Source organism: Xanthomonas sp. NCPPB 2250 (assembly GCF_056725265.1).
On the sequence record NZ_CM161520.1, the window covers coordinates 2820449 to 2843109 of the forward strand.

General features: G+C 69.5%; 20 protein-coding genes. 13 read left to right on the forward strand and 7 right to left on the reverse strand.

Annotation, left to right across the window (positions count from 1 at the left end; translation table 11 throughout):
- Positions 1 to 11: 11 nt before the first annotated feature.
- The 6 genes from AC1PMG_RS11020 to AC1PMG_RS11045 all read left to right on the forward strand — a co-directional run bounded on the left by AC1PMG_RS11020 (position 12) and on the right by AC1PMG_RS11045 (position 4506).
- Positions 12 to 515, forward strand: a complete 504-nt coding sequence (locus tag AC1PMG_RS11020) for a hypothetical protein (protein WP_017908261.1) — start codon at positions 12 to 14, stop codon at positions 513 to 515.
- Positions 515 to 973 carry an NUDIX hydrolase gene (locus tag AC1PMG_RS11025; RefSeq protein WP_481108923.1) on the forward strand — a complete coding sequence of 153 codons (459 nt, stop codon included), beginning with the start codon at positions 515 to 517 and terminating at the stop codon, positions 971 to 973. The genes AC1PMG_RS11020 and AC1PMG_RS11025 overlap by 1 nt, the downstream gene beginning before the upstream one ends.
- Positions 970 to 2112: a tRNA 2-thiouridine(34) synthase MnmA gene (mnmA, locus tag AC1PMG_RS11030; RefSeq protein WP_481108924.1), complete on the forward strand. Its 1143-nt coding sequence runs from the start codon at positions 970 to 972 to the stop codon at positions 2110 to 2112. Before AC1PMG_RS11025 ends, mnmA begins: the two co-directional genes overlap by 4 nt.
- The gene (hflD, locus tag AC1PMG_RS11035; RefSeq protein WP_342072719.1) at positions 2109 to 2723 is read left to right on the forward strand and encodes a high frequency lysogenization protein HflD; all 615 of its coding nucleotides are present in this window, start codon (positions 2109 to 2111) and stop codon (positions 2721 to 2723) included. The genes mnmA and hflD overlap by 4 nt, the downstream gene beginning before the upstream one ends.
- 162 nt (positions 2724 to 2885) lie before the next feature.
- Positions 2886 to 4076, forward strand: coding sequence for a methyl-accepting chemotaxis protein (locus tag AC1PMG_RS11040; protein WP_160947203.1), 1191 nt, complete (start codon positions 2886 to 2888; stop codon positions 4074 to 4076).
- Positions 4077 to 4206: 130 nt separating this feature from the next.
- Complete coding sequence (locus AC1PMG_RS11045) at positions 4207 to 4506, forward strand: hypothetical protein (RefSeq protein WP_481108925.1); 300 nt, start codon at positions 4207 to 4209, stop codon at positions 4504 to 4506.
- A 767-nt stretch (positions 4507 to 5273) separates the two neighbouring features.
- On the opposite strand, the gene AC1PMG_RS11050 is transcribed toward AC1PMG_RS11045, so the two are convergent.
- The 3 genes from AC1PMG_RS11050 to AC1PMG_RS11060 all read right to left on the reverse strand — a co-directional run bounded on the left by AC1PMG_RS11050 (position 5274) and on the right by AC1PMG_RS11060 (position 11677).
- Complete coding sequence (locus tag AC1PMG_RS11050) at positions 5274 to 6593, reverse strand: ABC transporter ATP-binding protein (protein WP_010341738.1); 1320 nt, start codon at positions 6591 to 6593, stop codon at positions 5274 to 5276.
- A gap of 16 nt (positions 6594 to 6609) precedes the next feature.
- A complete protein-coding gene (locus tag AC1PMG_RS11055; protein ID WP_481108926.1) occupies positions 6610 to 8367 on the reverse strand; it encodes an ABC transporter permease in 1758 nt (585 codons plus the stop codon).
- 520 nt (positions 8368 to 8887) lie between these two features.
- Positions 8888 to 11677, reverse strand: coding sequence for a sensor domain-containing protein (locus AC1PMG_RS11060; RefSeq protein WP_481108927.1), 2790 nt, complete (start codon positions 11675 to 11677; stop codon positions 8888 to 8890).
- Between the two features lie 163 nt (positions 11678 to 11840).
- On the opposite strand from AC1PMG_RS11060, the gene AC1PMG_RS11065 reads away from it, so the two are divergent.
- Positions 11841 to 13943, forward strand: a complete 2103-nt coding sequence (locus AC1PMG_RS11065; protein WP_342072715.1) for a PAS domain-containing sensor histidine kinase — start codon at positions 11841 to 11843, stop codon at positions 13941 to 13943.
- A 4-nt stretch (positions 13944 to 13947) separates the two neighbouring features.
- The gene (locus AC1PMG_RS11070) at positions 13948 to 15672 is read left to right on the forward strand and encodes an EAL domain-containing protein (protein WP_010341742.1); all 1725 of its coding nucleotides are present in this window, start codon (positions 13948 to 13950) and stop codon (positions 15670 to 15672) included.
- 168 nt (positions 15673 to 15840) lie between these two features.
- Here the strand turns inward: AC1PMG_RS11070 and AC1PMG_RS11075 are convergent, their stop codons facing one another.
- The 4 genes from AC1PMG_RS11075 to flgA all read right to left on the reverse strand — a co-directional run bounded on the left by AC1PMG_RS11075 (position 15841) and on the right by flgA (position 18519).
- Positions 15841 to 17025 (reverse strand): ATP-binding protein, encoded by a 1185-nt coding sequence (locus AC1PMG_RS11075; RefSeq protein ID WP_407136534.1) that lies wholly within the window; start codon positions 17023 to 17025, stop codon positions 15841 to 15843.
- Between the two features lie 124 nt (positions 17026 to 17149).
- Positions 17150 to 17488: a flagella protein gene (locus AC1PMG_RS11080; RefSeq protein WP_026143350.1), complete on the reverse strand. Its 339-nt coding sequence runs from the start codon at positions 17486 to 17488 to the stop codon at positions 17150 to 17152.
- Positions 17489 to 17490: 2 nt separating this feature from the next.
- Entirely contained in the window at positions 17491 to 17808 is a 318-nt protein-coding gene (flgM, locus tag AC1PMG_RS11085; protein WP_048489805.1) for a flagellar biosynthesis anti-sigma factor FlgM, read from the reverse strand.
- Positions 17809 to 17874: 66 nt separating this feature from the next.
- A complete protein-coding gene (gene flgA, locus AC1PMG_RS11090) occupies positions 17875 to 18519 on the reverse strand; it encodes a flagellar basal body P-ring formation chaperone FlgA (RefSeq protein WP_481108928.1) in 645 nt (214 codons plus the stop codon).
- Between the two features lie 113 nt (positions 18520 to 18632).
- On the opposite strand from flgA, the gene AC1PMG_RS11095 reads away from it, so the two are divergent.
- From AC1PMG_RS11095 to flgE, 5 genes are all read left to right on the forward strand, one after another.
- The gene (locus tag AC1PMG_RS11095; RefSeq protein ID WP_026143352.1) at positions 18633 to 19583 is read left to right on the forward strand and encodes a chemotaxis protein; all 951 of its coding nucleotides are present in this window, start codon (positions 18633 to 18635) and stop codon (positions 19581 to 19583) included.
- 168 nt (positions 19584 to 19751) lie between these two features.
- Positions 19752 to 20150, forward strand: a complete 399-nt coding sequence (gene flgB, locus AC1PMG_RS11100) for a flagellar basal body rod protein FlgB (protein WP_017912875.1) — start codon at positions 19752 to 19754, stop codon at positions 20148 to 20150.
- A gap of 2 nt (positions 20151 to 20152) precedes the next feature.
- Positions 20153 to 20560, forward strand: coding sequence for a flagellar basal body rod protein FlgC (gene flgC / locus AC1PMG_RS11105; RefSeq protein ID WP_017908570.1), 408 nt, complete (start codon positions 20153 to 20155; stop codon positions 20558 to 20560).
- A gap of 41 nt (positions 20561 to 20601) precedes the next feature.
- Positions 20602 to 21279: a flagellar hook capping FlgD N-terminal domain-containing protein gene (locus AC1PMG_RS11110; protein ID WP_342072713.1), complete on the forward strand. Its 678-nt coding sequence runs from the start codon at positions 20602 to 20604 to the stop codon at positions 21277 to 21279.
- Positions 21280 to 21309: 30 nt separating this feature from the next.
- The gene (gene flgE, locus AC1PMG_RS11115; protein WP_481108929.1) at positions 21310 to 22533 is read left to right on the forward strand and encodes a flagellar hook protein FlgE; all 1224 of its coding nucleotides are present in this window, start codon (positions 21310 to 21312) and stop codon (positions 22531 to 22533) included.
- Positions 22534 to 22661 lie beyond the last annotated feature (128 nt).

The following is a 22661-nucleotide window of genomic DNA, read 5'->3' on the forward strand; positions in this document are numbered from 1 at the left end:
CCCTCCTTTCGATGGCGCTGCGCATGCATTCGACGATGTTCCCTAAGCTTCCGCTGCTCGCCGCATTGCTCGCCGCTGCCCTGCCGGCCGCCGCCGAGACGCCGGATGCGGCGCTGGGCAAGCGCCTGCAGGCGCTGGGCTACGACGTACAGGCGGACGAAGACGGCGACTATCAGGTGCTGTTCGGCCTGCGCGACCACGGGCAAGAGCGCAAGCAGCTCACCTACGTGCGCTCGCCGGTGGAGACCTTCGGCAGCTACCGCATCCGCGAGGTGTGGTCGCCGGCCTACCAGGCGCAGGGCGACAGCCTGCCCGCCAAGGTCGCCAACCGACTGCTGGAGGATGCACAGTCGGACATCCTCGGCGGCTGGGTGCGCCAGGGCGGCACCGCGGTGTTCGTGGTCAAGATCCCCGCCGATGCCGACGATGCGGCGCTGCGCGAAGCACTGGAAGCGGCCGCGCGCGGCGCCGACGCGATGGACGCCGAACTCAACGGCGGCAAGGACTTGTTCTGATGACGGTGGTCGCGGAACCCTGGCAGCCGGACGTGACCGTGGCCACCGTGGTGGTGCGCGACGGGCGCCTGCTGCAGGTCGAGGAAGCCATCGCCGGTGCGCTGGTGTTGAACCAGCCGGCCGGCCACCTGGAGCCGGACGAGAGCCTGATCGAGGCCGCGGTGCGCGAGACGCTGGAGGAAACCGGCTGGCAGGTGCAGCCGACCGCGTTCATCGGCGCCTACCAGTGGAAGGCCGACACCGGCCGCCACTACCTGCGCTTCGCCTTCGCCGCCGATCCGGTCGCGCACGACGCGCAGCGGCCGCTGGACACCGGCATCGTGCGCGCGCTGTGGATGACCCCGGCCGAACTGGAGGCCGAAGCGCCGCGCTGGCGCAGCCCGCTGGTGTGGCAGGTGGCGGCCGACTACCTGGCCGGGCGCCGCTACCCGCTGGATCTGCTGCGGCAGGTGGCATGAGCGGCGCAGCGGTTATGGTCGGCGTCTCCGGCGGCGTGGATTCGTCGGTGGCGGCCTGGCAGCTGGTCCAGCAGGGCGCGGCGGTGTCCGGCCTGTTCATGCAGAACTGGGCCGACGACGGCAGCGGCGACTGCCGCGCCGACGACGACCGCCGCGATGCGGTGGCGGTGTGCGGGCGACTGGGCATCCCCTTCCATTTCCGGGATTTTTCGCAGGAGTACTGGCAAGGCGTGTTCGCGCACTTCCTGGCCGAGTACGCCGCCGGGCGCACCCCCAACCCGGACGTGCTGTGCAACCGCGAGGTCAAGTTCAAGCATTTCCTGGATGCGGCGCGCGAACTCGGCGCCGAACGCATCGCCACCGGCCACTATGCACGGGTGGACAGCGTCGGCGGCCGCTGGCGGCTGCTGCGCGGGCTGGACCGCAACAAGGACCAGAGCTACTTCCTGCACCAGTTGGGCCAGGCGCAACTGGCCGCGACCCTGTTCCCGGTCGGCGAACTGCCCAAGGAACAGGTGCGCCGCATCGCCCGCGAGGCCGGCCTGCCGACCCACGCCAAGAAGGATTCCACCGGCATCTGCTTCATCGGCGAACGCGATTTCCGCGAATTCCTGGGCCGCTACCTGCCGGCGCGGCGCGGCGAGATCCGCGACCCGCACGAGCAGGTCGTGGCCGAGCATCCGGGCGTGTTCTACTTCACCCTGGGCCAGCGCGAGGGCCTGAACATCGGCGGGGTGCGCGGCCGCGCCGCGGCGCCGTGGTACGTGGTCGGCAAGGACGTCGCCCGCAACGTGCTGTACGTCGACCAGGATCGCGACAGCCCCTACCTGATGGCCAACGGGCTGCAGTCCGAGGCCGCCCACTGGATCGCCGGCGCGCCGCCGGCACGGCGCTTCGACTGCACCGCGCAGACCCGCTACCGCCAGGCCGACGAGCCCTGCACGGTCGAGGTCGGCGACGACGGCACCCTGTCGGTCCGCTTCGCGCGCCCGCAGCGCGCCGTCACCCCCGGGCAGTCGCTGGTGCTGTACCAGGGCGAGGAATGCCTGGGCGGCGCCGTGATCGCCACCACCGATGCCCCGCTGGAGCGCCGCCTGGCGCAGCAGGCCCCCGCCGTACACGAGGACCCCATTCGATGACCGATTCCATGGACGCGCGCATGCTGGCGCTGGCGGGCATGGCCCAGGCCCTGCAGCAGGTGCGGCGCATCGCCGAGACCGGCCAGTCGGAGGCGTCGCTGGTGCGCACCCTGCTCGACAGCGTGTTCCGCATCGACGCGCCCAGCCCCGAAGCGGTCTACGGCCGCCGCGCCGACCTGGCGCCGGGCCTGCGCCTGCTGCACAACTACTTCCGCAACCAGGGCCAGGACGAGGTGCTGCCGCGGCTGGCGCTGGCGGTGATCCAGCTGGAACGGCGCTTCGCCGGCGATGCCGAGACCGACGCCAAGGTCGACGCCGGCCTGGCCCGGATCGCGCCGCTGCTGGAGCGCCATGCCGACAGCACCCACCCGGAGGTGATCGCGGCGCTGGGCCAGCTCTACGCCGACACCATCAGTCACCTGCGCCCACGGGTGATGGTGCAGGGCAACCCGCATTACCTCGGCCAGGCCGGGGTGGTGGCGGAGATTCGCGCGCTGCTGCTGGCGGCGGTGCGTGCGGCGGTGCTGTGGCGGCAGATGGGCGGCAGCCTGTGGGATTTCCTGCTGGCCAAGCGGCGCATGCGCGAGACCGTGGACCGCGCATTGCGCTGAGTCCCCCGGGGTGCCGGCACCGGGTCGGCAGCGCGCCGCCCGCGGTGGTTCTGCGACGCAGATCGTACGAATGTCGGCAGGTTTCGATGATCCGCGCACCGCGTTGCTAAAGACCCGGGGGGGACGGCCGATACAGCAATCGTGAATCTGCCGAGAACTTCCATGTACTCACGCCTCCTGATCCGTCTGGCCGCCCCGCTCGCCCTGACGCTGCTGTTCCCCATCGCCGCCGGTTTCGATTGGCCGGCCCCGGTCCGTTGGGCCATCCTCACCACCATGACGCTGAGCTGGCTCGGTTTCGCCGGCTGGACCGCGTACAGCCAGACCCGGCGCTCGCCGGAGCAGGCCAAGGTCATGCGCGAGCAGGACCACCTGCTGACCGAGCTGCGCAGCTTCGTCGGCAACGAGATCGAGGGCTCCCGCTCCGAGATCGAACGTGCCCGCGAGCTGATCCGCCAGGCGGTCAGCGGCCTGGGTGGCAGCTTCGAGGCGATGAACCGCAAGTCGCGGCAGCAGAGCGTGGCGCTGGCCCGCATCGTCGACCGCGCCGGCGAAGACGGCGGCGCCGGGGTGGACGTGGCCCGCTTCGCCCAGCATGCCAGCCAGCGCATGGAGCAGCTGGTGGAGGCGCTGGAGCAGGTCAGCGGCCAGAGCAGCACCACGGTGCACTACATCGACGACATGTCCCAGCACCTGGACGGCATCTTCGCCCTGCTGGAAGACGTCAAGTCGATCGCCGACCAGACCAATCTGCTGGCGCTGAACGCGGCGATCGAAGCGGCGCGTGCCGGCGAGGCGGGCCGCGGCTTCGCGGTGGTGGCCGATGAGGTGCGCAACCTGTCCGAGCGCTCGACCACCTTCAACGAGCAGATCCGCAAGCTGGCGCACAGCTCCAAGGACGCCATCGCCAAGGTCCGCGAGACGGTCTCGAACATGGCCTCGCGCGACATGGACCGCTCCCGCGAGGCGCGGGCCGAGGCCGCGGCGATGCTGGACAACGTGGCCGCGATCAACCACTCGCTGGGCGACGGCATGCGCGAGATCTCCGAGTGCGGCCGCGCCATCGACAGCAGCGTCGCCGAAGCGGTGCGTGCCCTGCAGTTCGAGGACATCGCCACCCAGGCCCTGGGCGGCGTGCACACCCACCTGGACCGCCTGACCGCGATCAACCGCGAGGCCGTGGCGCTGCAGGAACTGCTGCACCGCAATGGCGGCGTGTTCGACCACGAACTGATCGACGCCCTGCAGCGGGTCGGCAACCGCCTGCGCGACATGCGCACCGAGTGGGAGCGTCCGCCGCACAAGCCGGTGGCGCAGCAGAGCATGGGTGCCGGCACGGTCGAGTTGTTCTAAGTCCGCCTTGTCGCGCTCCGCGCCATGAACCGACGAGTCCCCGGCCCCTGCCGGGGCTTGTCGTCTCTGCCCTTCCCGTCCGGCCCCGTCGATGTCGATGCCTCTCCAGTCCCTGTCCCGAGTTGCGGCCATGTCCTGCGATGACAGCAGCAGCGCGCACGTGCCTGCGTCCGAGCCGGTGGCCGCACCCGGCATCCGGCCGGTGACCGCGCCGCGCCAGCCCGGCCATACCCTGCGACGGCTGGAGACGCTGGCCCAGGCCGAACTGCGGCAGTTGCTGATCGCACGCGCACCGGCGCAGCACGACGCGCGCATCGCCGACCCGGTCTGGGCCGGCCTGGCCTGGGACATGGGCCTCAACGGCAGCGCGGTCGCCGCCGCCGGCACGCCGGCGCCGCTGGTGCACTTCCCGCTGTACGACGGCGACTGAGTCGATCTCGGCGGTTGCGGTTGCGGGCGGCGAGCGGATCCTGGTGAGGGCATTGCCTTCAGGGCGTCGCCAAACGGTTCGTCCCAGCTCGTTATTCTCGATTTCGCTTGGCGCATAAGGCCGAGAGGGCCGAGCCAACCATGCGCGCGCCGCATCCGTAGGAGCGGCTTCAGCCGCGACAGGCGGTCCCGATAGTGCTTCGTCGCGGCTGAAGCCGCTCTACGAGGCGACGGCTGGTCTCGCTAGACCACGGCAGATGGCAGCGATACGCAATGCCATTGGTCGCGAAAAGCGCGCGACACGCGCCTGGCAGGCTGCATGCAGTCGGGACTGAAGTCCCTCCCACAATTACTCCGATCAGATCGCGACCTCTCCAATCAGATCGCGACATCGTTGCTGCAAAGGCGCATTCGGCGAAAGGCGGATTTGGCGGCGAGACGCGGCATCGGCCTACCGACGTCGCATCCAGACGCGTGCCTGAACCCGCTCCCCTACGTCGAGCGCCCGGTCGCGGGGAAGCATCACTGTGGGAGCGACTTCAGTCGCGACGCATGGCGCCATCCGGCAACGCTGATGCGCCTGCAGTTGCGAGTGGCGTTCCTGCCACAAGCTGCCCTGCGGGTGGGCTGGCGCTTTGTGACGTCATGCCATCCCCTCGCGGCGAAGGCTGCGGCAGATGTCCATTCGCGCCTGACGCTGCTCCTGCGATGCTTGGCGTCGGGTCGCGGCTGAAGCCGCTCCTACGCGATGCTACGCAACGCCCCGGCTTAGCTCGGATTCTCCAGCGAGAACAGGTCCGCCTGCTTGTCGTAGGCGAAGTACTCGGCGTAGCGCGCCCAGCTGGTGACCGCTTGCACGGTCTCCGCCGCATAGGCCTCGGACATGTGGTCTTCCAGTTCGTCGCGGAAGCGGCGCGCCGGCGCGTGATGCGCCGGGCGTTCGTCGAGCACGCGGCGAATGTGCGCGGCCAGCGGCACGTAGGTGGCCAGGTGCTGTGCGAACAGTTGCTTGCGCGCGTCGGTGCCCAGTTCGGCGAAGCGCTGCCCGGCCGGGGTCAGCTGCAGGTCGCCCTGTTCGAACACGGCGAAGCGCAGCAGTTGCAGCGTCTCGGCGATCGGGAACAGTTCGTCCACTTCCAATTGCAGGCCGGCCGCCAACGGCGGCAGGTCGGCACGGCCGTGGTAGGGCTCGGCCGCCACCGCTTCGATCAGGCCGGCCAGCAGGTTGCTCGAGACGCGCGGCAACACCATGGCGATGCCGCTGCCCGGGAACACGCCCTCGCGGGTCTGCGGCCGCTGCGGGCTGGCGGTCATGCGCGCATAGATGTCGTCGACCAGGGCGCGGAACGCCGGCGCCAGGCGATTGCGCGGCTGCGGCAGGGTCACCTCGATCTCGCCGATCACCCGTCCCGGATTGGCGCCGAAGATCACGATGCGGTCGCACATCAGCACCGCCTCTTCGATGTTGTGGGTGACCATCAGGATCGATTCGATCGGCATGCGCCCTTCCGACCACAGGTCCAGCAGGTCGGTACGCAGGGTCTCGGCGGTCAGCACGTCCAGCGCCGAGAACGGTTCGTCCATCAGCAGCAGCTTCGGTCGCACCACCAGCGCCCGCGCCAGGCCCACGCGCTGGCGCATGCCGCCGGACAGTTCCTTCGGGTAGGCACCCTCGTAGCCGTCCAGGCCGATCAGGTCGATCGCCGCCAGGGCGCGCCGGCGGCGCTCGTCGGCGGCCACGCCGCGCGCCTCCAGGCCCACTTCCACGTTCTGCAGCACGGTCAGCCACGGGAACAGGGCGAAGCTCTGGAACACCATGGCGATGTCGTCGGCGACCTGGCCCGGCGCGGCATCGCGGAAGGCGATGCTGCCGGCGCTGGGCTGCAGCAGCCCGGCGATGGCGCGCAGCAGGGTCGACTTGCCCGAACCGGAACGGCCGAGCAGGCCCACGATCTGCCCCGAATGCAGGGTCAGGTCGACGTCCTCCAGCACCACCAGCGGCGTCGCCCCGCCCTTGTCGTAGGTCTTGCGCACACCCTGCACGCGGACCAGCGGGGCGCGCTCGGGCACGCTTGCGGAATAGCTCATGGTCGGTCTCCAGGAATCAGTCGAAACGCAGGCGGCGTTCGGCGAAGACGTACAGACGTCGCCACACCGCACGGTTGAAGAGGGTCACGAACAGCGACATCACCGCCACCCCGAGCAGCACCCGCGGGCCGTCGCCAGCGGCGGTGGCGCGGGCGATGTAGGCACCGAGACCGTAGGCCTGCACCTGGGTGTGGCCCCAGCTGGCCAGTTCGGCCACGATGCTGGCGTTCCAGGAACCGCCTGACGCGGTCAGCGCACCGGTGATGTAGTACGGGAAGATCCCGGGCAGGATCACCCGTCGCCACCAGGTCCACGAGCGCAGGTGATAGATGGTGGCGGCCTCGCGCAGATCGGTGGGGAACGCGCTGGCGCCGGCGATCACGTTGAACAGGATGTACCACTGGGTGCCGAGGATCATCAGCGGCGACAGCCAGATGTTGGGATCGGCGCCGGTGCTGACGATGGCCAGCACCGCGAACGGGAACAGCACATTGGCGGGGAACGCGGCGAGGAACTGCGCCAGCGGCTGAACCCGCTGCGCCACCTTCGGGCGCAGCCCGATCCACACCCCGATCGGCACCCACACCACGCTGGCCAGGGCGATCAGCACCACCACCCGCAGCAGCGTGGCCAGGCCGCCGCCGAAGGCCTCGGCCAGATCGTGCAGGCCCAGGTGGCGGCGGCCGTAGTCGTAGGCGAACCACGCCGCGGCCGCACCGGCCAGGGCCAGCGCCGCGCTCCACAGCCGATCGCCCCACACCCCGTTGCGGCCAGGCGCGCGCGGCGCCGCCACCGGCTGCGGCTGCTGCCGCGGCGCCCAGCGCACCAGCATGGCGCGCTGCCAGACCCAGGCCAGCGGCGCGACCAGGCGCTTGGCCAGGCGCGTGCGCCGCAGCAGGTCGTACAGCCACGACTGCGGCTTGTCCTGCGAGGCGGTGAGTTCGGCGCGGAACTTGTCCGACCAGGCCACGATCGGGCGGAACAGCAACTGGTCGTACAGTGCGATCAGCACCGCCATCGCCACCACCGCCCAGCCGACCGCGGCGAAGTTGCGCTGCGCGATCGCCAGCGCCAGGTACGAGCCGATGCCGGGCAATTCCAGGGTGTGGTCGCCGACGCTGATCGCCTCGGACGCGACCACGAAGAACCAGCCGCCGGACATGGACATCATCATGTTCCAGATCAGCGAGGGCGTGGCGTACGGCGCCTCCAGTCGCCAGAAACGCTGCCAGGCGCTGAGCCCGAAACCGCGCGACACCTCGTCCAGGTCGCGCGGCACGTTGCGCAGCGACTGGTAGAACGAGAACGCCATGTTCCAGGCCTGGCTGGTGAAGATGGCGAAGATCGAAGCCAGTTCGGCGCCGATCTGCCGGCCGGGGAACAGGCCCAGGAAGAAGGTCACGGTGAAGGTGAGGAAGCCCAGCACCGGCACCGACTGCAGGATGTCCAGCGCCGGCACGATCACTCGCTCGGCGCGCCGGCTCTTGGCGGCCAGGGTCGCCACCACGAAGGTGAACACCAGCGAGGCGGCCATCGCCGCGAACATGCGCAAGGTGGTGCGCAGGCCGTATTCGGGGAGCTGCCACAGATCCAGCGACACGGCGGCGGTGCCGGCCGGCGGCAGCGGCGCGCGCATGTCGGATGCGCCGTGCAGCAGCAACGCACCCAGGCCCAGCAGCAGCGCGAACACCGCAAGATCGTGCAGGTTGGGCAGCACGCCGGGGCGTGCGGCGAGCTGTCCGGGCGCGGAGCGGTCGCGGGCGAATGGCAGCATGGGAAGATCCGGCAGGAGCGGCAGCGAACGCCGCAGGAAAAAGGACGCTGGCGCGGGTCGCGAAGCGGACCGCCCAGTGTGACCGGGGAAGATGTACGCCGTGCGTCAGCCGCTGCCGGCCGCGCGGGTGTCCCCAGACAATGCGGTGCACGTACGCCGTCGCCACGCGACGCAACCGCGCAGCGGCGAACGAATCAGGGACGATGGCGATGGCAGGCGCATGGGCGGCTCCGACGATGGGGAACGCCAGGGGCTACGCTCGGAGTCCTCGCGGATCGGGCTTGCGCATTCTCGGAATCAAGGCCAGCCGCGCGGGGCTGGCGAACGATCCCGTCCTGAGCGGACGGGACCCATCTGGGACGACCCAGACCGTGGCGGTCCTGTCAGCTCTGTCGCTGCAGCGTCGGTCTAGGATGACTGTCCAAGGAAGGTGGCCTCTGGCCGGAAAACGATGGGCGCGCGCAGTATAGCCAGCTGCTGCGTCGCCGCAAACCCGTGCGGCGCACGCGGCGCCGCACATTCACTGCGCAGCCAGCACCAGCCGCGGGTGTGTGGCCGGCGCCACCTGCTGGCGCGCGCGCAACCAGGCGGCCAGCTCGCGTGGCGGCAACGGCCGCGAGTGCAGATAGCCCTGGATCTCGTCGCAGCCCTGCTCGCGCAGCAAGGCCTCTTCCTGCACCGTTTCCACGCCCTCGGCCACCACCTGCATGCCCAGCGCGTGACCGAGCTGCACGATCGCCTGGGTGACCTTGGCGGTGCCGCTGTCGTGCAGCATGTCCTGCACGAAGCTGCGGTCGATCTTCAGGCGCTGCACCGGGAAGCGATTGAGGTAATGCAGGTTGGAGAAGCCGGTGCCGAAGTCGTCGACCGCCAGCAGCACGCCTTCCTGCTCGAACAGTTCGAAGCAGCGGCGCAGCGATTCGCTGTCGCGGATCAGCGCCGACTCGGTCAGCTCCAGCTCCAGCCGCTTCGGCGACCAGCCATTGCGCTGGCACAGCTCGATGACCCGTTCGGCGAAGCCGCGGTCGCGCAACTGCATCGCCGAGACGTTCACCGAAACCCGGTCGAAGCTCAGCCCCGCCGCATCCCAGGCCGCGGCCTGACGGCAGGCCTCGCCGATCACCCAGTCGCCCAGGCGCACGATCTCGCCGCATTCCTCGGCGATCGGAATGAACTCGGCCGGGTTGCAATGGCCGTGGCCGGGGCGGTGCCAGCGCAACAGCGCTTCCACCGCCGGCGCGCGCTCGCCCGCCGCATGCACCAGCGGCTGGTACACCAGCGAGAACTCCTCGCGGTCCAGCGCGCCATGCAGCGCATGCTCGATCTCCAGGCGCCGCTGCGCGCGCAGCAGCACGTCCTGGCTGTAGTAATGGCAGGTGTTGCGTCCGGACTCCTTGGCCGCGTACATCGCCGCGTCGGCGGCGCGCAGCAGGCCGTCGAAGTCCTGGCGCCCCTCCTCCATCAGCGCGATGCCGATGCTGGCGCCGATCTTGATCACGTTCTCGCCGCTGTGCAGCGGTTCGGCCAGCGCCGCGATCAGCTTGCGCGCCACGTGCCCGGCGTCACCGGGCTCGGCCAGATCGCGCAACACCACCACGAACTCGTCGCCGCTGAAGCGGCCGAACAGGTCGCTGGTGCGCAGCTGCTGATGCATGCGCGTGGCCGCCAGCTTCAGCAGCGCGTCGCCGGTGGCGTGGCCGAAGGAATCGTTGATGCTCTTGAAGCCGTCCAGGTCGACGAACAGCATCGCCAGCGTGGTGCCGCGCTCCACCGCCTCGTGCATCGCCTTCTCGGCCTGCTCGCGCAGCAGCTGCCGGTTCGGCAGGCCGGTCAGCAGGTCGTAGTGGGCCAGCAGCTCGATGCGCTCGCTGGCCTCGCGTTCGCGGGTGATGTCGCGGAACAGCACCACGAAGCGCGGCGGCAGGCCGTCGCGCTCGTCCAGTTCGATCAGCACCTGCACCCAGATGCGCTGCCCGGACGGGCGGTGGAAGCACAGGTCCAGTTGCTCCGGCAGGCCGCCCTCGGTGATGCGCACCAGCGCCGACTCGAACGCATCGCGCGAGTCCTGGGTGTACAACGCCAGCGCGTGGTCCAGATCGATGGCCTCCTTGCGCAGGCCATGGATGCGGTAGCACTCCTCGGTCCACTGCATTCGCCGGGTGCCGACCTCGATCTCGCAGCCGCCGATCTTGCCCAGCGCCGAGACCCGGTTGAGCAGTTCGGTGCGCCAGCGGATCAGGGCGTCGGTCTGGCGCTGCTCGGTGATGTTCTGCACCTGGCCGAGCACGCGCTGGATGCGGCCGTCGGCCTCGACCTGCGGCTGCGCCCACACCCGCAGGTGCAGCGGCGACTCGCTGCCGCACACCAGCTCGACCTCGAAGTTGGCCGGCTTGGCCTCGCGGGCCATGCGCCGCCAGACCGAGATCAGCTGCGCCATCGAATCGCGGCTGAGCAGGCGCAGCCAGCCGCGGCTGCTCGGCGCCTGCTGTTCGTCCAGCCCGGTGACGCGCAGGAACTCGCGCGAGCACCACACCCGGTCGCGCAGCGGATCCCAGGACCAGCTGCCCATACGGGTCATGCGCTGCGCCTCGCGCAGCAGGGTCTGCTGGTCGCGCAGGCGCTGCTCGAGCAGCTTCTGCTCGTGGATGTCGGTGTGCGTGCCGATCATGCGCAGCGGACTGCCGTCGGCGGTGCGGGCGACGATGCGGCCGCGGTCCAGGATCCAGTGCCACTGCCCGTCCTGCCGGCGCAGGCGGAACTCGCACATGTAGGTTTCGGTGCGGCCTTCGAAATGCGCGCGGATCGCCTGGCGCAGGCGCTCCTGGTCGTCGCTGTGAACCAGCGGCAGCAGCGCGTTCAGGCCGTCGGCCGGGGCATCGCCGGCGTAGCCGAGCATCCGCTTCCAGCGCTCGGAGCGGAAGATGGTGTCGCTGGGAATGTCCCAGTCCCACAGCCCGTGCTCGGCGCTGTCCAGGGCGATCTCCCAGCGGGTGGCGCCGTCGCTGCCGACCGGTTCGGGCACGCTGAGGGTATAGGCCAGCAGGCCGCCGCTGTCGTCGCGCACCGCGCGCAGCCAGCCGTCCAGGCGTCGCCCGGCGGTGCCGGGCAAGGCGCAGGCCAGCATGGTCTCGCCGCCGAGCAGGCGCTCGCGGGCCGCACGCAACAGCTCGGCGTACGCCTCCACGGTGCGCGGCAGCTCCAGTGCCTGCGCTGCCCGGTTCGCCGCCAGCGGCCTGCCATCGGCGTCCAACAGGACGAGCGCCGAGGTGAGCGGGTGCTGCAGCAAGCTTGCGATGACGCCTTGATCCACGCCGAGATGCTCCGTTTCGCCGCCCTGAAGGCCAGCGGTCGAAGGTGATAACGGCACCCGGCGGCATTAATTGAGCGCCCGCACCGCCCGACCATGGGCCGCGGCGGCCGTCAGCGGCTAAGATGTCCGCCGGACACGGACCACCGCAGCAGGCTGCCGGGGCATGCAACCACAACGCGACAGCTCCCTGCCCAATCAGGCGACCTCCGGCATGCGCCTGGCGCAGCGCCTGGACCGCGGCATCTGGCGAGTGGTGCTGCTGTACGTGCTGCTGGGACTGGCGCTGTCGATCGGCAGCGACCTGGTTTTGGCGCATTTCGTAGACGATCCCCGCACGTTGATCGTCCTGCAGCTGGTCAACGACGCCCTGTTCCTGGCCCTGACCGCGATCGCCCTGTACTACCTGCTGCGCCCGCTGGTGCGCGCCGCGGTGCAGGCGCACACCCGGCTGGCGCTGTCGGAGGCCGGCTACCGGCAGATGTTCCACGCCAATCCCAGCCCGATGCTGGTCTACGACCTGGAAAGCCTGCGCATCCTCGACGTGAACCCCGCGGCGGTCGCCTTCTTCGGCTGGTCGCACGACGAGTTCGTCGGCCTGGAATTGGCGCGGCTGTGGCCGCCCAGCGCCAGCGCCCGCCTGGCCGAGGTGATCGAGACGATCCGGCAGACCCCGTCCAAGACCTGCGTGGTGGCCGAGCCGCTACGCCTGCGCGACGGCAGCCAGTGCATGGCCGAGGCGCGCAGCACCAGCCTGGACTACCACGGCCGGCAGGCGCGGCTGGTGGTGATCAGCGACCGCAGCGCCGAGTACGACGCGCAGCGCCGCCGCGACCAGGCCCTGCGGCACCTGCAGGAGGCGCAGTCGATCGCGCGGCTGGGCTCCTGGCAACTGGACCGGGCCAGCGGCCTGGGCAGCTATTCCGAGCAGGTCTACCGGATGCTGGGCCGGCGCGTGCCGGACCAGGCGCGCCAGCACCGCCTGGAAGAGCTGCTGGTGCCGCCCGACGTGGCGTCGCAGGCGCGCATCCAGCGGGTGATCGAGGACCTGTGCGGCAGCGCGCCGCTGCAACTGGACATGCTGCTGCCGGTGCTGGCCGCCGACGGCCAGGCGCGCATGCTGCACCTGCGCGCCGAATCGTCCAGCGACGACGCAGGCGGCGCCTGCGTGCACGGCACCCTGCAGGACGTGACCGAGCACGAGCGCTCGCGGCGCCTGCTGCACGAGCGCGAGGAGCAGTTCCGCGAACTGGTGCGGGTGCTGCCGGACGGCGTGGCGATCCTGCACCAGGAACACGTGCTGTACGCCAACGCCGCCTGCGCCGGGCAGTTCGGCTTCGAGGGCGAGAACCTGCTCGGCGAGCCGCTGCAGGGCCTGGTCGACAGCGCCGACCTGGCGCTGGTACGGCAACGGATGGGCGCGGCCGGGGCCAAGGGCGAACGCGGCGCCACCGCACGCATGTGCCGCCGCGACGGCTCGCTGTTCCATGCCGGGCTGTCGTTCGGCAACGTTCGCTACAGCGGCCGCGACTGCAAGCTGCTGATCGTGCGCGACCTCAGCGAACCGGAACGCATGCGCGACGCGCTGGCGCAGAGCAACCGCGAACTGCAGGCGATGGCCCGACGCCTGTTCTCGCTGCAGGAAGACGAGCGCCGCGCGATCTCGCGCGACCTGCACGACGACATCGGCCAGGCGATCACCGCGATGAAGCTGTCGGCGCACGCGGCGCTGGACGAGACCGACGCCGAGCGCCGCCGCGAGGACCTGAGCGAGATCGTGAGCCTGGCCGACAGCAGCATCACCAAGCTGCGCAACCTGTCCACGCTGCTGCGGCCGCCGCAACTGGACGCGCTGGGCCTGGAAGCGGCGCTGCGCTGGCAGGCCGGCATGCTGTTCCGCGCGTCGCCGGTGCGCCTGCACCTGGACATCGCCACCCTGCCCGAGCGCCCCAGCGGCGAGGTCGAACAGGCCTGCTTCCGCATCGCCCAGGAGAGCCTGACCAACGTGCTGCGCCACGCCAGCGCCGGCGAAGTGCGGATGACCCTCGGCGACGAGGAACGCCAGCGCCTGCGCCTGGAAGTGGTCGACGATGGCGACGGTTTCGATCCGGCCGGGCCGCGCGGCCTGGGCCTGATCGTGATGCGCGAGCGCGCGCAGAGCGCCGGCGGTACCCTGCAGATCGACACCGCCCCCGGTGCCGGCACCCGGGTGACGCTGTGCCTGCCCTACACCACCGCGGCACCACCGTCGCCCCCGCCTGGAACCTGAGCCGATGTGGAATCCCGCCAGCGCCGTACCCGTGGACGACGAATTGCCGTCGCGCCTGGGTGCGGGCCATCCCGCCCTGACCGGCATGATCGCCGAGGCGCTCGCCGGTGGGCCTGGGGTGATGCTGCTGCACATCGACATCGACCACTTCGCCTCGATCAACGAGAACATGAGCCCGGAGGTCGGCGACCAGGCGCTGGCGCTGCTCGCGCACCGGCTGCAGGCGCACCTGCGCGGCCGCGGCCTGCTGTGGCGCCACGGCAGCGACGAACTGGTGATGGCGGTACCGCGCACCGCCGACGTGCCGCCGCCGGAAGCCTTCGCCGAGGAGATCCGGCAGCAGATCGAGCTGCCGCTGTCGGTGCTGCCGTACACCTTGTTCATGACCGGCAAGATCGGCGTGAGCCTGTGCCCGGAGCATTCCACGCGGCTGTCGACCCTGCTCGACTTCGCCGAGGATGCGGTCTACCAGGCCGCGCGCGAAGGCGGCAACCTGGTGCGCCTGTATGCCGCCGACGGCCCGCCCAGCGCGCACAGCGAGAGCATCATCTCGCGGCAGATCGTCGACGCCATTCCCAACGGCGAGCTGCGCCTGCGCTACCAGCCGATGGTCAGCGCCCGCGACGGCCGCGTGGTCGGCATGGAATCGCTGCTGCGCTGGCAGTCGCCGACCCTGGGCATCCTGGTGCCGGAGCGCTTCATGCGCACGGCCGAGCGCCTGGGCGTGATCGTGCAGATCGGCACCTGGGTGATGGAAGGCGCGCTGCGCCAGGCGCGGCTGTGGCGCGACCAGGGCTTCGACGACTTCACCATCGCGGTCAACGTCTCCACCCTGCAGCTGCTGCGCCCGACCTTCTTCAACGAAGTGATGTCGGCGCTGCAGGCGGCCGGGGTGCCGCCGCAGATGGTGGTGCTGGAGATCAACGAAAGCGCGCTGACCAACAACGTCAACTTCGTCCACGAGACCCTGGCCAACCTGTGCCGCGAAGGCATCAGCCTGAGCCTGGACAACTTCGGTACCGGCGACTCCAGTCTCAGCGCGCTGGTGCGCTATCCGGTGGACAAGCTCAAGATCGACCGCAGCTTCATCAAGAGCGCCCCGGCCGGCAACCGCGAGGCGGCGATCGCCCGCGCGATCATCGCCATGGGCCACCAGTTGGGCATGGTGGTGATCGCCAACGGCGTGGAATCGCAGGCGCAGCTCGGCTTCCTGCGCCGCAACGACTGCGACATCTTCCAGGGCTACCTGTTCGGCGAACCGATGTCCGCCGAAGCGGCGGGAATGGCCCTGCGCCGGCGCTACCTGCGCCCGGAATCGTTCACCGAGACCCGCCCGGACCGCACCCTGCTGCTGCTCGACGACGAGGAGAACGTGCTGCGCTCGCTGGTGCGGCTGTTCCGCCGCGACGGCTACCGCATCCTCGCCGCCGGCAACGTCCGCGACGCCTTCGACCTGCTCGCCACCAACGACGTGCAGGTGATCCTGTCCGACCAGCGCATGTCCGACATGAGCGGCACCGAGTTCCTGGGCCGGGTGAAGATGCTCTACCCCGACACCATCCGCCTGGTCCTGTCCGGCTACACCGACCTGGCCACCGTCACCGACGCGATCAACCGCGGCGCGATCTACCGCTTCCTGACCAAGCCCTGGAACGACGACGAACTGCGCGAACACATCCGCCAGGCCTTCCGCACGCACGACGAACAGCGGCGGGATGCGGGGCCCTGAGGGGCCGGGATTCGGCGTTGGGGATTCGGGATTCGCTCAAAGGCCGGGATTCGGCATTTGGGATTCGGGATTCGTAAAAGCGCGGTGTCGGCATTTCATTGACACGCACGGACGGGAACAGCAAACGCAAAACCGCTTTTGCCAATCCCCAATCCCGAATCCCCGCCCCTACTTCGGCTGCCTAACCGGAATCACGATCCGGAACGTCGAACCCTCGCCGACGGTGCTGCTGACGTCGATGCGGCCGTGGTGCTTGTTGACGATGCCGTAGGAGATCGACAGGCCCAGGCCGGTGCCGCTGCCGACCGGCTTGGTGGTGAAGAACGGGTCGAAGATGCGCTGCAGCAGGTCCGCCGGAATGCCGGCGCCGGAGTCCTTGAACTCGATCCACACCTCCTCGCCGTCCTGGCCGGTGCTGACCACGATGGTGCCGCGCTCGCCGATCGCCTGGCCGGCGTTGAGCAGCAGGTTCATGTACACCTGGTTGAGCTCGGACGGCAGGCACTCCACCAGCGGCAGGTTGCCGTAGTGGCGCTCCAGGGTGACCTTGTACTTGAGCTCGTTCCAGATGATGTTGATCGTGGATTCCAGGCCCGAGTGCAGGTCCACCAGCTTCCACGACTCCTCGCGGCCGGAATAGGAGAAGTCCTTGAGGTCGCGGACGATGCGGGTGACCCGCTCGATGCCTTCGCGCGATTCGGCCATCAGCTGCGGCAGGTCGCGGCTGATGAAGTCGATGTCGAAGCGGTTGCGGATGTCGTCGATCTCCGGGATCAGCGCCTTCGGATCCGGCGCGCGCAGGGCGCGCTCGTAGGCTTCGATCAGGGTGAAAAGGCTGCGCAGGTATTCCTGCAGGCTGCCCAGATTGGAATGGACGTAGCCGATGGGGTTATTGATTTCATGGGCGACGCCGGCGGCGAGCTGGCCGATCGAGGCCATCTTCTCCGACTGCAGCAGCTTTTCCTGGGCGCCGTTGAGGCGCAGGTAGGCCTGACGCAGTTCGGCGTGGCGTTGCTGCAGTTCCTGTTCGTAGTCCTGCTGGCCTTCGATGCCCTGGATCAGCATCAGGTAATGGCCGCCGTCCGCGTCGGCGTGGAAGTACAGGTGCGCCAGCACCACGTGCTGCTCGGTCGGCAGGCTGCCGCTCCAGCGGCCACTGCTGCGCGCCTGCGACAGCGCGTCGCCCGGCAGCCACTGCGCCAGATGCGAGGCCAATGCGCCGGTGTCGGCGCTGGAGGAAAGATGGCGGCGCGCGGCGCTGTTGGCGAGCAGCAACTGGCCGTCGGCGCGGAACAGCACCACGCCTTCGTACAGCAGTTCGCTCAGGGCGAGCAGGTTCTCGCGTGCGGGCAGGACGAGCGATGCGTTGGGATTGATTTCGGCGAAATTCACGACAGGCGGCGGGCGATCGATGGATGCCCAATATACGCCGTTGCCGCCGGCGGATGCGCGTCCCGCACTGGGACTGCGCCGCGGCCTACGCGACCGCCAGGGGACGCTGGGAGAGCGGCGTGCTGGACTCGCCGTTGGCGTCGTAGGAGGACGCGCTCTCGCTGCGGCCGAGGTGGCGCAGCGCCCAGTTGACCTCGCGTCGGCGCCGCGACAGCAGCGCGCCGTTGGCGCGGTTGGCGTCGGCCAGCTCACGCAGCCGCAGTTCGGCCTCGGCGCCGGCGGGCACGTCGGCCTCCAGTGCGCGCAGTGCCGCCAGCTTGGCGCTGGTCGCCTGCATGAGGCCTTCCACGTTGTGATCCAACAACGCCTGGCGCTCGCCGGCGAGCGCGTCGCTGAGCTGCTGCAGGGGGTTGGTCACGGACATGTTCATGCGCCGAGTTGCCGATCCATGTCGATCATGCGGCTGGCGATCGCGTCGGGGTTGATCTTGTAGCTGCCGTTCTGCAGCGCCGAGCGCACCGCATCGACGCGGCTGCTGTCCACTGCCGGCGCGGCCGACAGTTGGCGCTGCAGGGTCTGCAGGCCGGACGCTTCGCCGGTCAGGCGCAGGCTATCGGTGGCTGCGGCCGCACCGACCGCACGGTCCTTGCCTTCCTCGGACGCGCCGGAGGCGGCCTTGGTCGAGACGGACGACGTGCGAAGGGTGGCCGGGCTCGGCAAACTCCCTTCAATTTTCTGGGTCATGACGGACATCCTGTTACGGGTTCGGTGTAGGTAACGGCACAGCGTCGGAGAACTTTAGCCGGATTCTTAGCGCGTCACTAAAACGTCGCCATTTTGTGACACAGTTCCCTGAACGATGCGCTTGGACGACAGGTTTTCGACGGTCACCCGCTCGTTTTCGCCCGCATCGCCCAGTGCACGCCCGGACATGCGCACTTCCAGGCCACCACTGCGTGCCACCAGCGCCACATTGTCGCCGCGCCGGACCAGCCGCGGCGCGACCAGGTCGGTGGCGGACAGCAGGGTGCCGGCCGGCAGGGTTCGCCGCACCACCTTGCCGATCGCCGCTTCCGGCTCGGTCATCGCGGCGCCGACGATGCGCGCCGCGTCGCGCTTCTCGGGGACGATATCGGCCGCGCCGATGGTTTCTCCAGCGGACAGGCCGCGCGCCAGCACCAGGACGTGCTGCAAGCGCCGCACCTTGACCGGGACGAACAGCCGCCAGCCGGTCTCGCGCGGGCAACTCACCTCCACGGTCGTGGTGCCGGTCGGCTGGGCCTGCAGCGGCACCGGGCACAGCGGCACCCGCACCGAGGGGTCCAGGGTCGCCTCGGCATCGGCGTCGGCCCCGGCCAGCGACAGCGCCGCGGCACGGATCGACTCAACCGACTGGAAGTCCGCAGCCCAGGCCGGCGTCGCCGCCAGCAGCACCAGCAATAGGATCGGGCGCATCGCCGTCTCTCTCTGAAAGGTCGCCGGCATCATGCAAAGGCCGTGCCGCAAACCGCACGCCCGATCCGGACCGCGCCCTCAAGTTCCGCCGCGAAGGCGCCGATATGAACGCCATGAGTCATGACCTTCTCAACCGAATCGACCAGCGCACCCGCTTGGCGGGCCACAACCGGCTTGCCCTGCTGCTGTTCCGGCTGGGCGGTCGTCAGCTTTTTGGCGTGAACGTCTTCAAGGTGCAGGAAGTGCTGCGCCGGCCGGAGCTGTTCCAGGTGCCGGGGCTGCCGCTGCAATTCTCCGGCGTCGCCGACGTGCGCGGGCGCTCGGTGCCGGTGCTCGACCTGGGCCTGGCCATCGGCCACCCGGAGCGCGAGCCGAACGCGGACACCGCCCCAGGCTATCTGGTGGTGACCGAGTTCAACCGCTCGGTCCAGGGCTTCCTGGTCAGCGGCGTGGAACGCATCGTCAACATCGCGGTGGAGGACATCCATCCGCCGCCGGAGCTGGGCGCCGAGTCCAGCTACCTGACCGCGGTGACCCGTTTCCAGGGCGAGCTGATCCAGGTGATCGACGTGGAAAGCGTGCTGGCCGACATCGCCCAGACCCGGGTCGAGGCCAACCTGGACCCGTCGCTGGCGCTCACCGGCCCGCAGCTGCAGGTGCTGGTGGTCGACGACTCGCGCGTGGCGCGGCAGCAGATCCGCAGCGTGCTGGACCAGCTCGGGGTCGGCGCGACCCTGCTGTCGGACGGCCGCCAGGCCCTGGACCATCTCTTGCAGATCCACGCCGCCGGCGAGAATCCGGCCGAGCGCTACGCCATGGTGATCTCGGACATCGAGATGCCGGCGATGGACGGCTACACGCTGACGACGGAAATCCGCCGTCATCCCGGCCTGGCAGGCCTGTACGTGTTGTTGCACACCTCGCTGTCGGGCGTGTTCAACAATGCGATGGTCGAGCGCGTGGGCGCCAATGCCTTCGTGGCCAAGTACAGCCCCAACGAGCTGGCCGAGTACGTGCTGACCCGGCTGCGGGTGGTCGCCGCGGCCGCCCAGGCCGCCGCCTGACCCGGACGGCCCAGGCGCCGCGCCCCGCCACGCGGCCGGCCTGACGCTTTATAGAAAGCGCGGACGCCGCCAGCGTCCCGCGACCGACCATCTGATCTTCCGGGCTCCGCGCCCGCCTTTGGCACGCGCCTTGCCTGTGGTTTCGGCAACGAACCGCGGGATCGTGCCATGTCCAATCCGATCACAGCCTACTTCGGCGTCCATGGCGACGCCCTGCCGCTGCGCGAGCAGCGCATGAAGCTGATCGCCAGCAACCTCAGCAACGTCGACACGCCCGGGTACAAGGCCCAGGACCTGGATTTCGACGCGGCGATGCGTGCCGCGCAGGGACAGCGCGAAGGCACCCAGCTCGCGGTCGACGACAGCCGCCACATCGCCGTCGGCGGCGATGGCCTGAATCCGTTCCAGGTCACCCGGGCCGCAAGCCAGCCCAGCATGGACGGCAACACCGTCGATCCGGACGCCGAACGCGCCGCCTACGGCCGCGCCGCGCTGGAGTACCGCGCCTCGCTGAGCTTCCTCGAATCCAAGGTGCGCAGCATGCTCACCGCGATCACGGGCCAATAAGCATGAGCAACCTGCCGATCTTCGACGTCGCCGGCTCCGCGCTGCAGGCGCAGTCGGTGCGCATGAGCACCATCGCCAGCAACCTGTCCAACGCCGATTCGGTGGCCGGTTCGGCGGAGGCGGCCTACAAGCCGATCGAGCCGATCTTCCAGGCGGTGCGCAACCCGCACGACAGCAGCCTGACCTCGGTCAACGTCAAGGAAATCGCCCAGACCAACGCGCCGCCGATCAAGCGCTACGAACCCGGCCATCCGCTCGCCGACGCCGAGGGCTACATCTATTCGCCCGATGTGGATCCGGTCTCGCAGATGGTCAACCTGATCTCCGCCTCGCGCAACTACCAGGCCGGCGTGGAGGTGCTCAACACCGCCAAGGAACTGGCGCTGGCCACTCTGACCATGGGCCGCTGATCCGCCCTCCTTCCGCCGCGTCACGTCCCAGGACCGCTTCCATGACCAGCGTCACCAGCTCCACCGACACCACCTATTCCAGTCTGGGCCTGAGCGCCTCGGCCAACACCAGCACCACCAAGAACAAGGCGCTGCAGCAGGCGGACTTCCTGAAGCTGATGACCGAGCAGCTGCAGCACCAGGATCCGCTCAAGCCGATGGACAACAGCCAGATGGTCGCGCAGATGGCGCAGCTGTCCACCGTGCAGGGCATCGGCGACCTCAACAAGACCGTCACCGCGCTGTCCTCGTCGATGAGCACCGACCAGGTGCTGCGCGGCGCCAACCTGATCGGACACAAGGTGCTGGTGCCGTCGGCGACGCTGCCGCTGGGCGCCGAGGGCAGCACCGGCGGTCTGGTCGCGGCCAAGGCCGCCGGCGTGGTCGACGTCACCGTCAGCGACGCCACCGGCCAGCCGATCAAGAAGATCAGCCTCACCGCCGACAAGGCCGGCCAGCTCGATTTCGCCTGGGACGGCACCGACGCCAGCGGCAAGCGCATGCCGGCCGGCAGCTACAGCATCACCGCTGGGCAGACCGACGCCCAAGGCAACCAACTGTCCCTGTCCACCTACGTCCAGGCGCCGGTCGAGAGCGCCATCATCGGATCGGACGGCATCTATCTCGATCTGACCGGGCTCGGCACCACGCCGCTGACCAACGTCCTCCGCGTCAGCTAACGCCACGCCGACAATCCACAGGAGTCCACCATGGGTTTCAATACATCGCTGTCCGGCCTCAGGGCGGCCAATACCGACCTCAACGTCACCGCCAACAACATCGCCAACGCCAACACCACCGGCTTCAAGGGCTCGCGCGCCGAGTTCGCCGACCAGTTCACGCTCAACGGCTACGGCCTGGCGCGCAACGCGGTGGGTTCGGGCGTGCGCGTCAGCAACGTCGCCCAGCAGTTCTCGCAGGGCACCATCGATCCGACCGGGCGCAGCCTGGACCTGGCCATTTCCGGCTCCGGCTTCTTCACCCTCTCCAACAACGGCGCGCGCGTGTATTCGCGCGCCGGCAACTTCCAGACCGACGCCAACGGCTATGTGGTCAATCCGCAGGGCGGCCGGCTGCAGGTGTTCCCGCCGGCCAGCAACGGCAACGGCTTCGCCGCCGGCACCCTGACCGACCTGCAACTGCTCACCACCGACAGCCCGCCCAAGCAGACCAGCACGGTCAACCTGACCTTTACCCTGCCCGGCAACACGCAGCCGCCGACCGTGGCCACATTCGATCCGAACGACGCCAACAGCTACAACAACTCCAGCGGCGGCACCACGGTGTACGACTCGCTGGGTGTGGCCCACGTGCAGACCTCGTACTTCGTCAAGACCGCCACGCCCAACCAGTGGACCGTCTACAACTACGTGGACGGCGTCGCCGCCGGCGGTGCCAGCACGCTGCAGTTCTCCAACAGCGGCGCGCTGGTCAGCCCGGCCGACGGCAAGATCGCGCTGGGCACCTTCACCCCCAGCACCGGCGCCGGCACCCTGTCGCTGAACCTGAATGTGTTCGGATCGACCCAGTACGGCGAAGCCTTCGCCCTGCGCGGCGCGACCCAGGACGGCTATGCCAGCGGCAAGCTCAACTCGATCAGCATCGACGAGAAGGGCATCGTCTACGCGCGCTACTCCAACAACGCCGACAAGGCGCTGGGCCAGATCGCGGTGACCAACTTCGTCAATCCGCAGGGCCTGAGTTCGCTCGGCGACAACGCCTGGGCGGAAAGCTCGGCCTCGGGCCTGGCCCGTACCGGCTCGCCGGCGACCTCGGACTTCGGCAGCGTGCAGTCCGGCGCGCTGGAATCCTCGACCGTCGACCTGACCGAACAGCTGGTCAACATGATCGTGGCCCAGCGCAACTTCCAGGCGAACTCGCAGGTGATCTCGACCCAGGATCAGGTCACGCAGACCATCATCAATATGCGTTGAGGCTGGGATTGGTGATTCGGGATTGGTGATTCGCCGCCGCTGGCGCCCGTCGACCGGGTGCCAGCCCAAGCCACCACTTCCCCGATCGTCTGCGGTATCCCCGCTTTTTCGAATCCCGAATCCCTTCT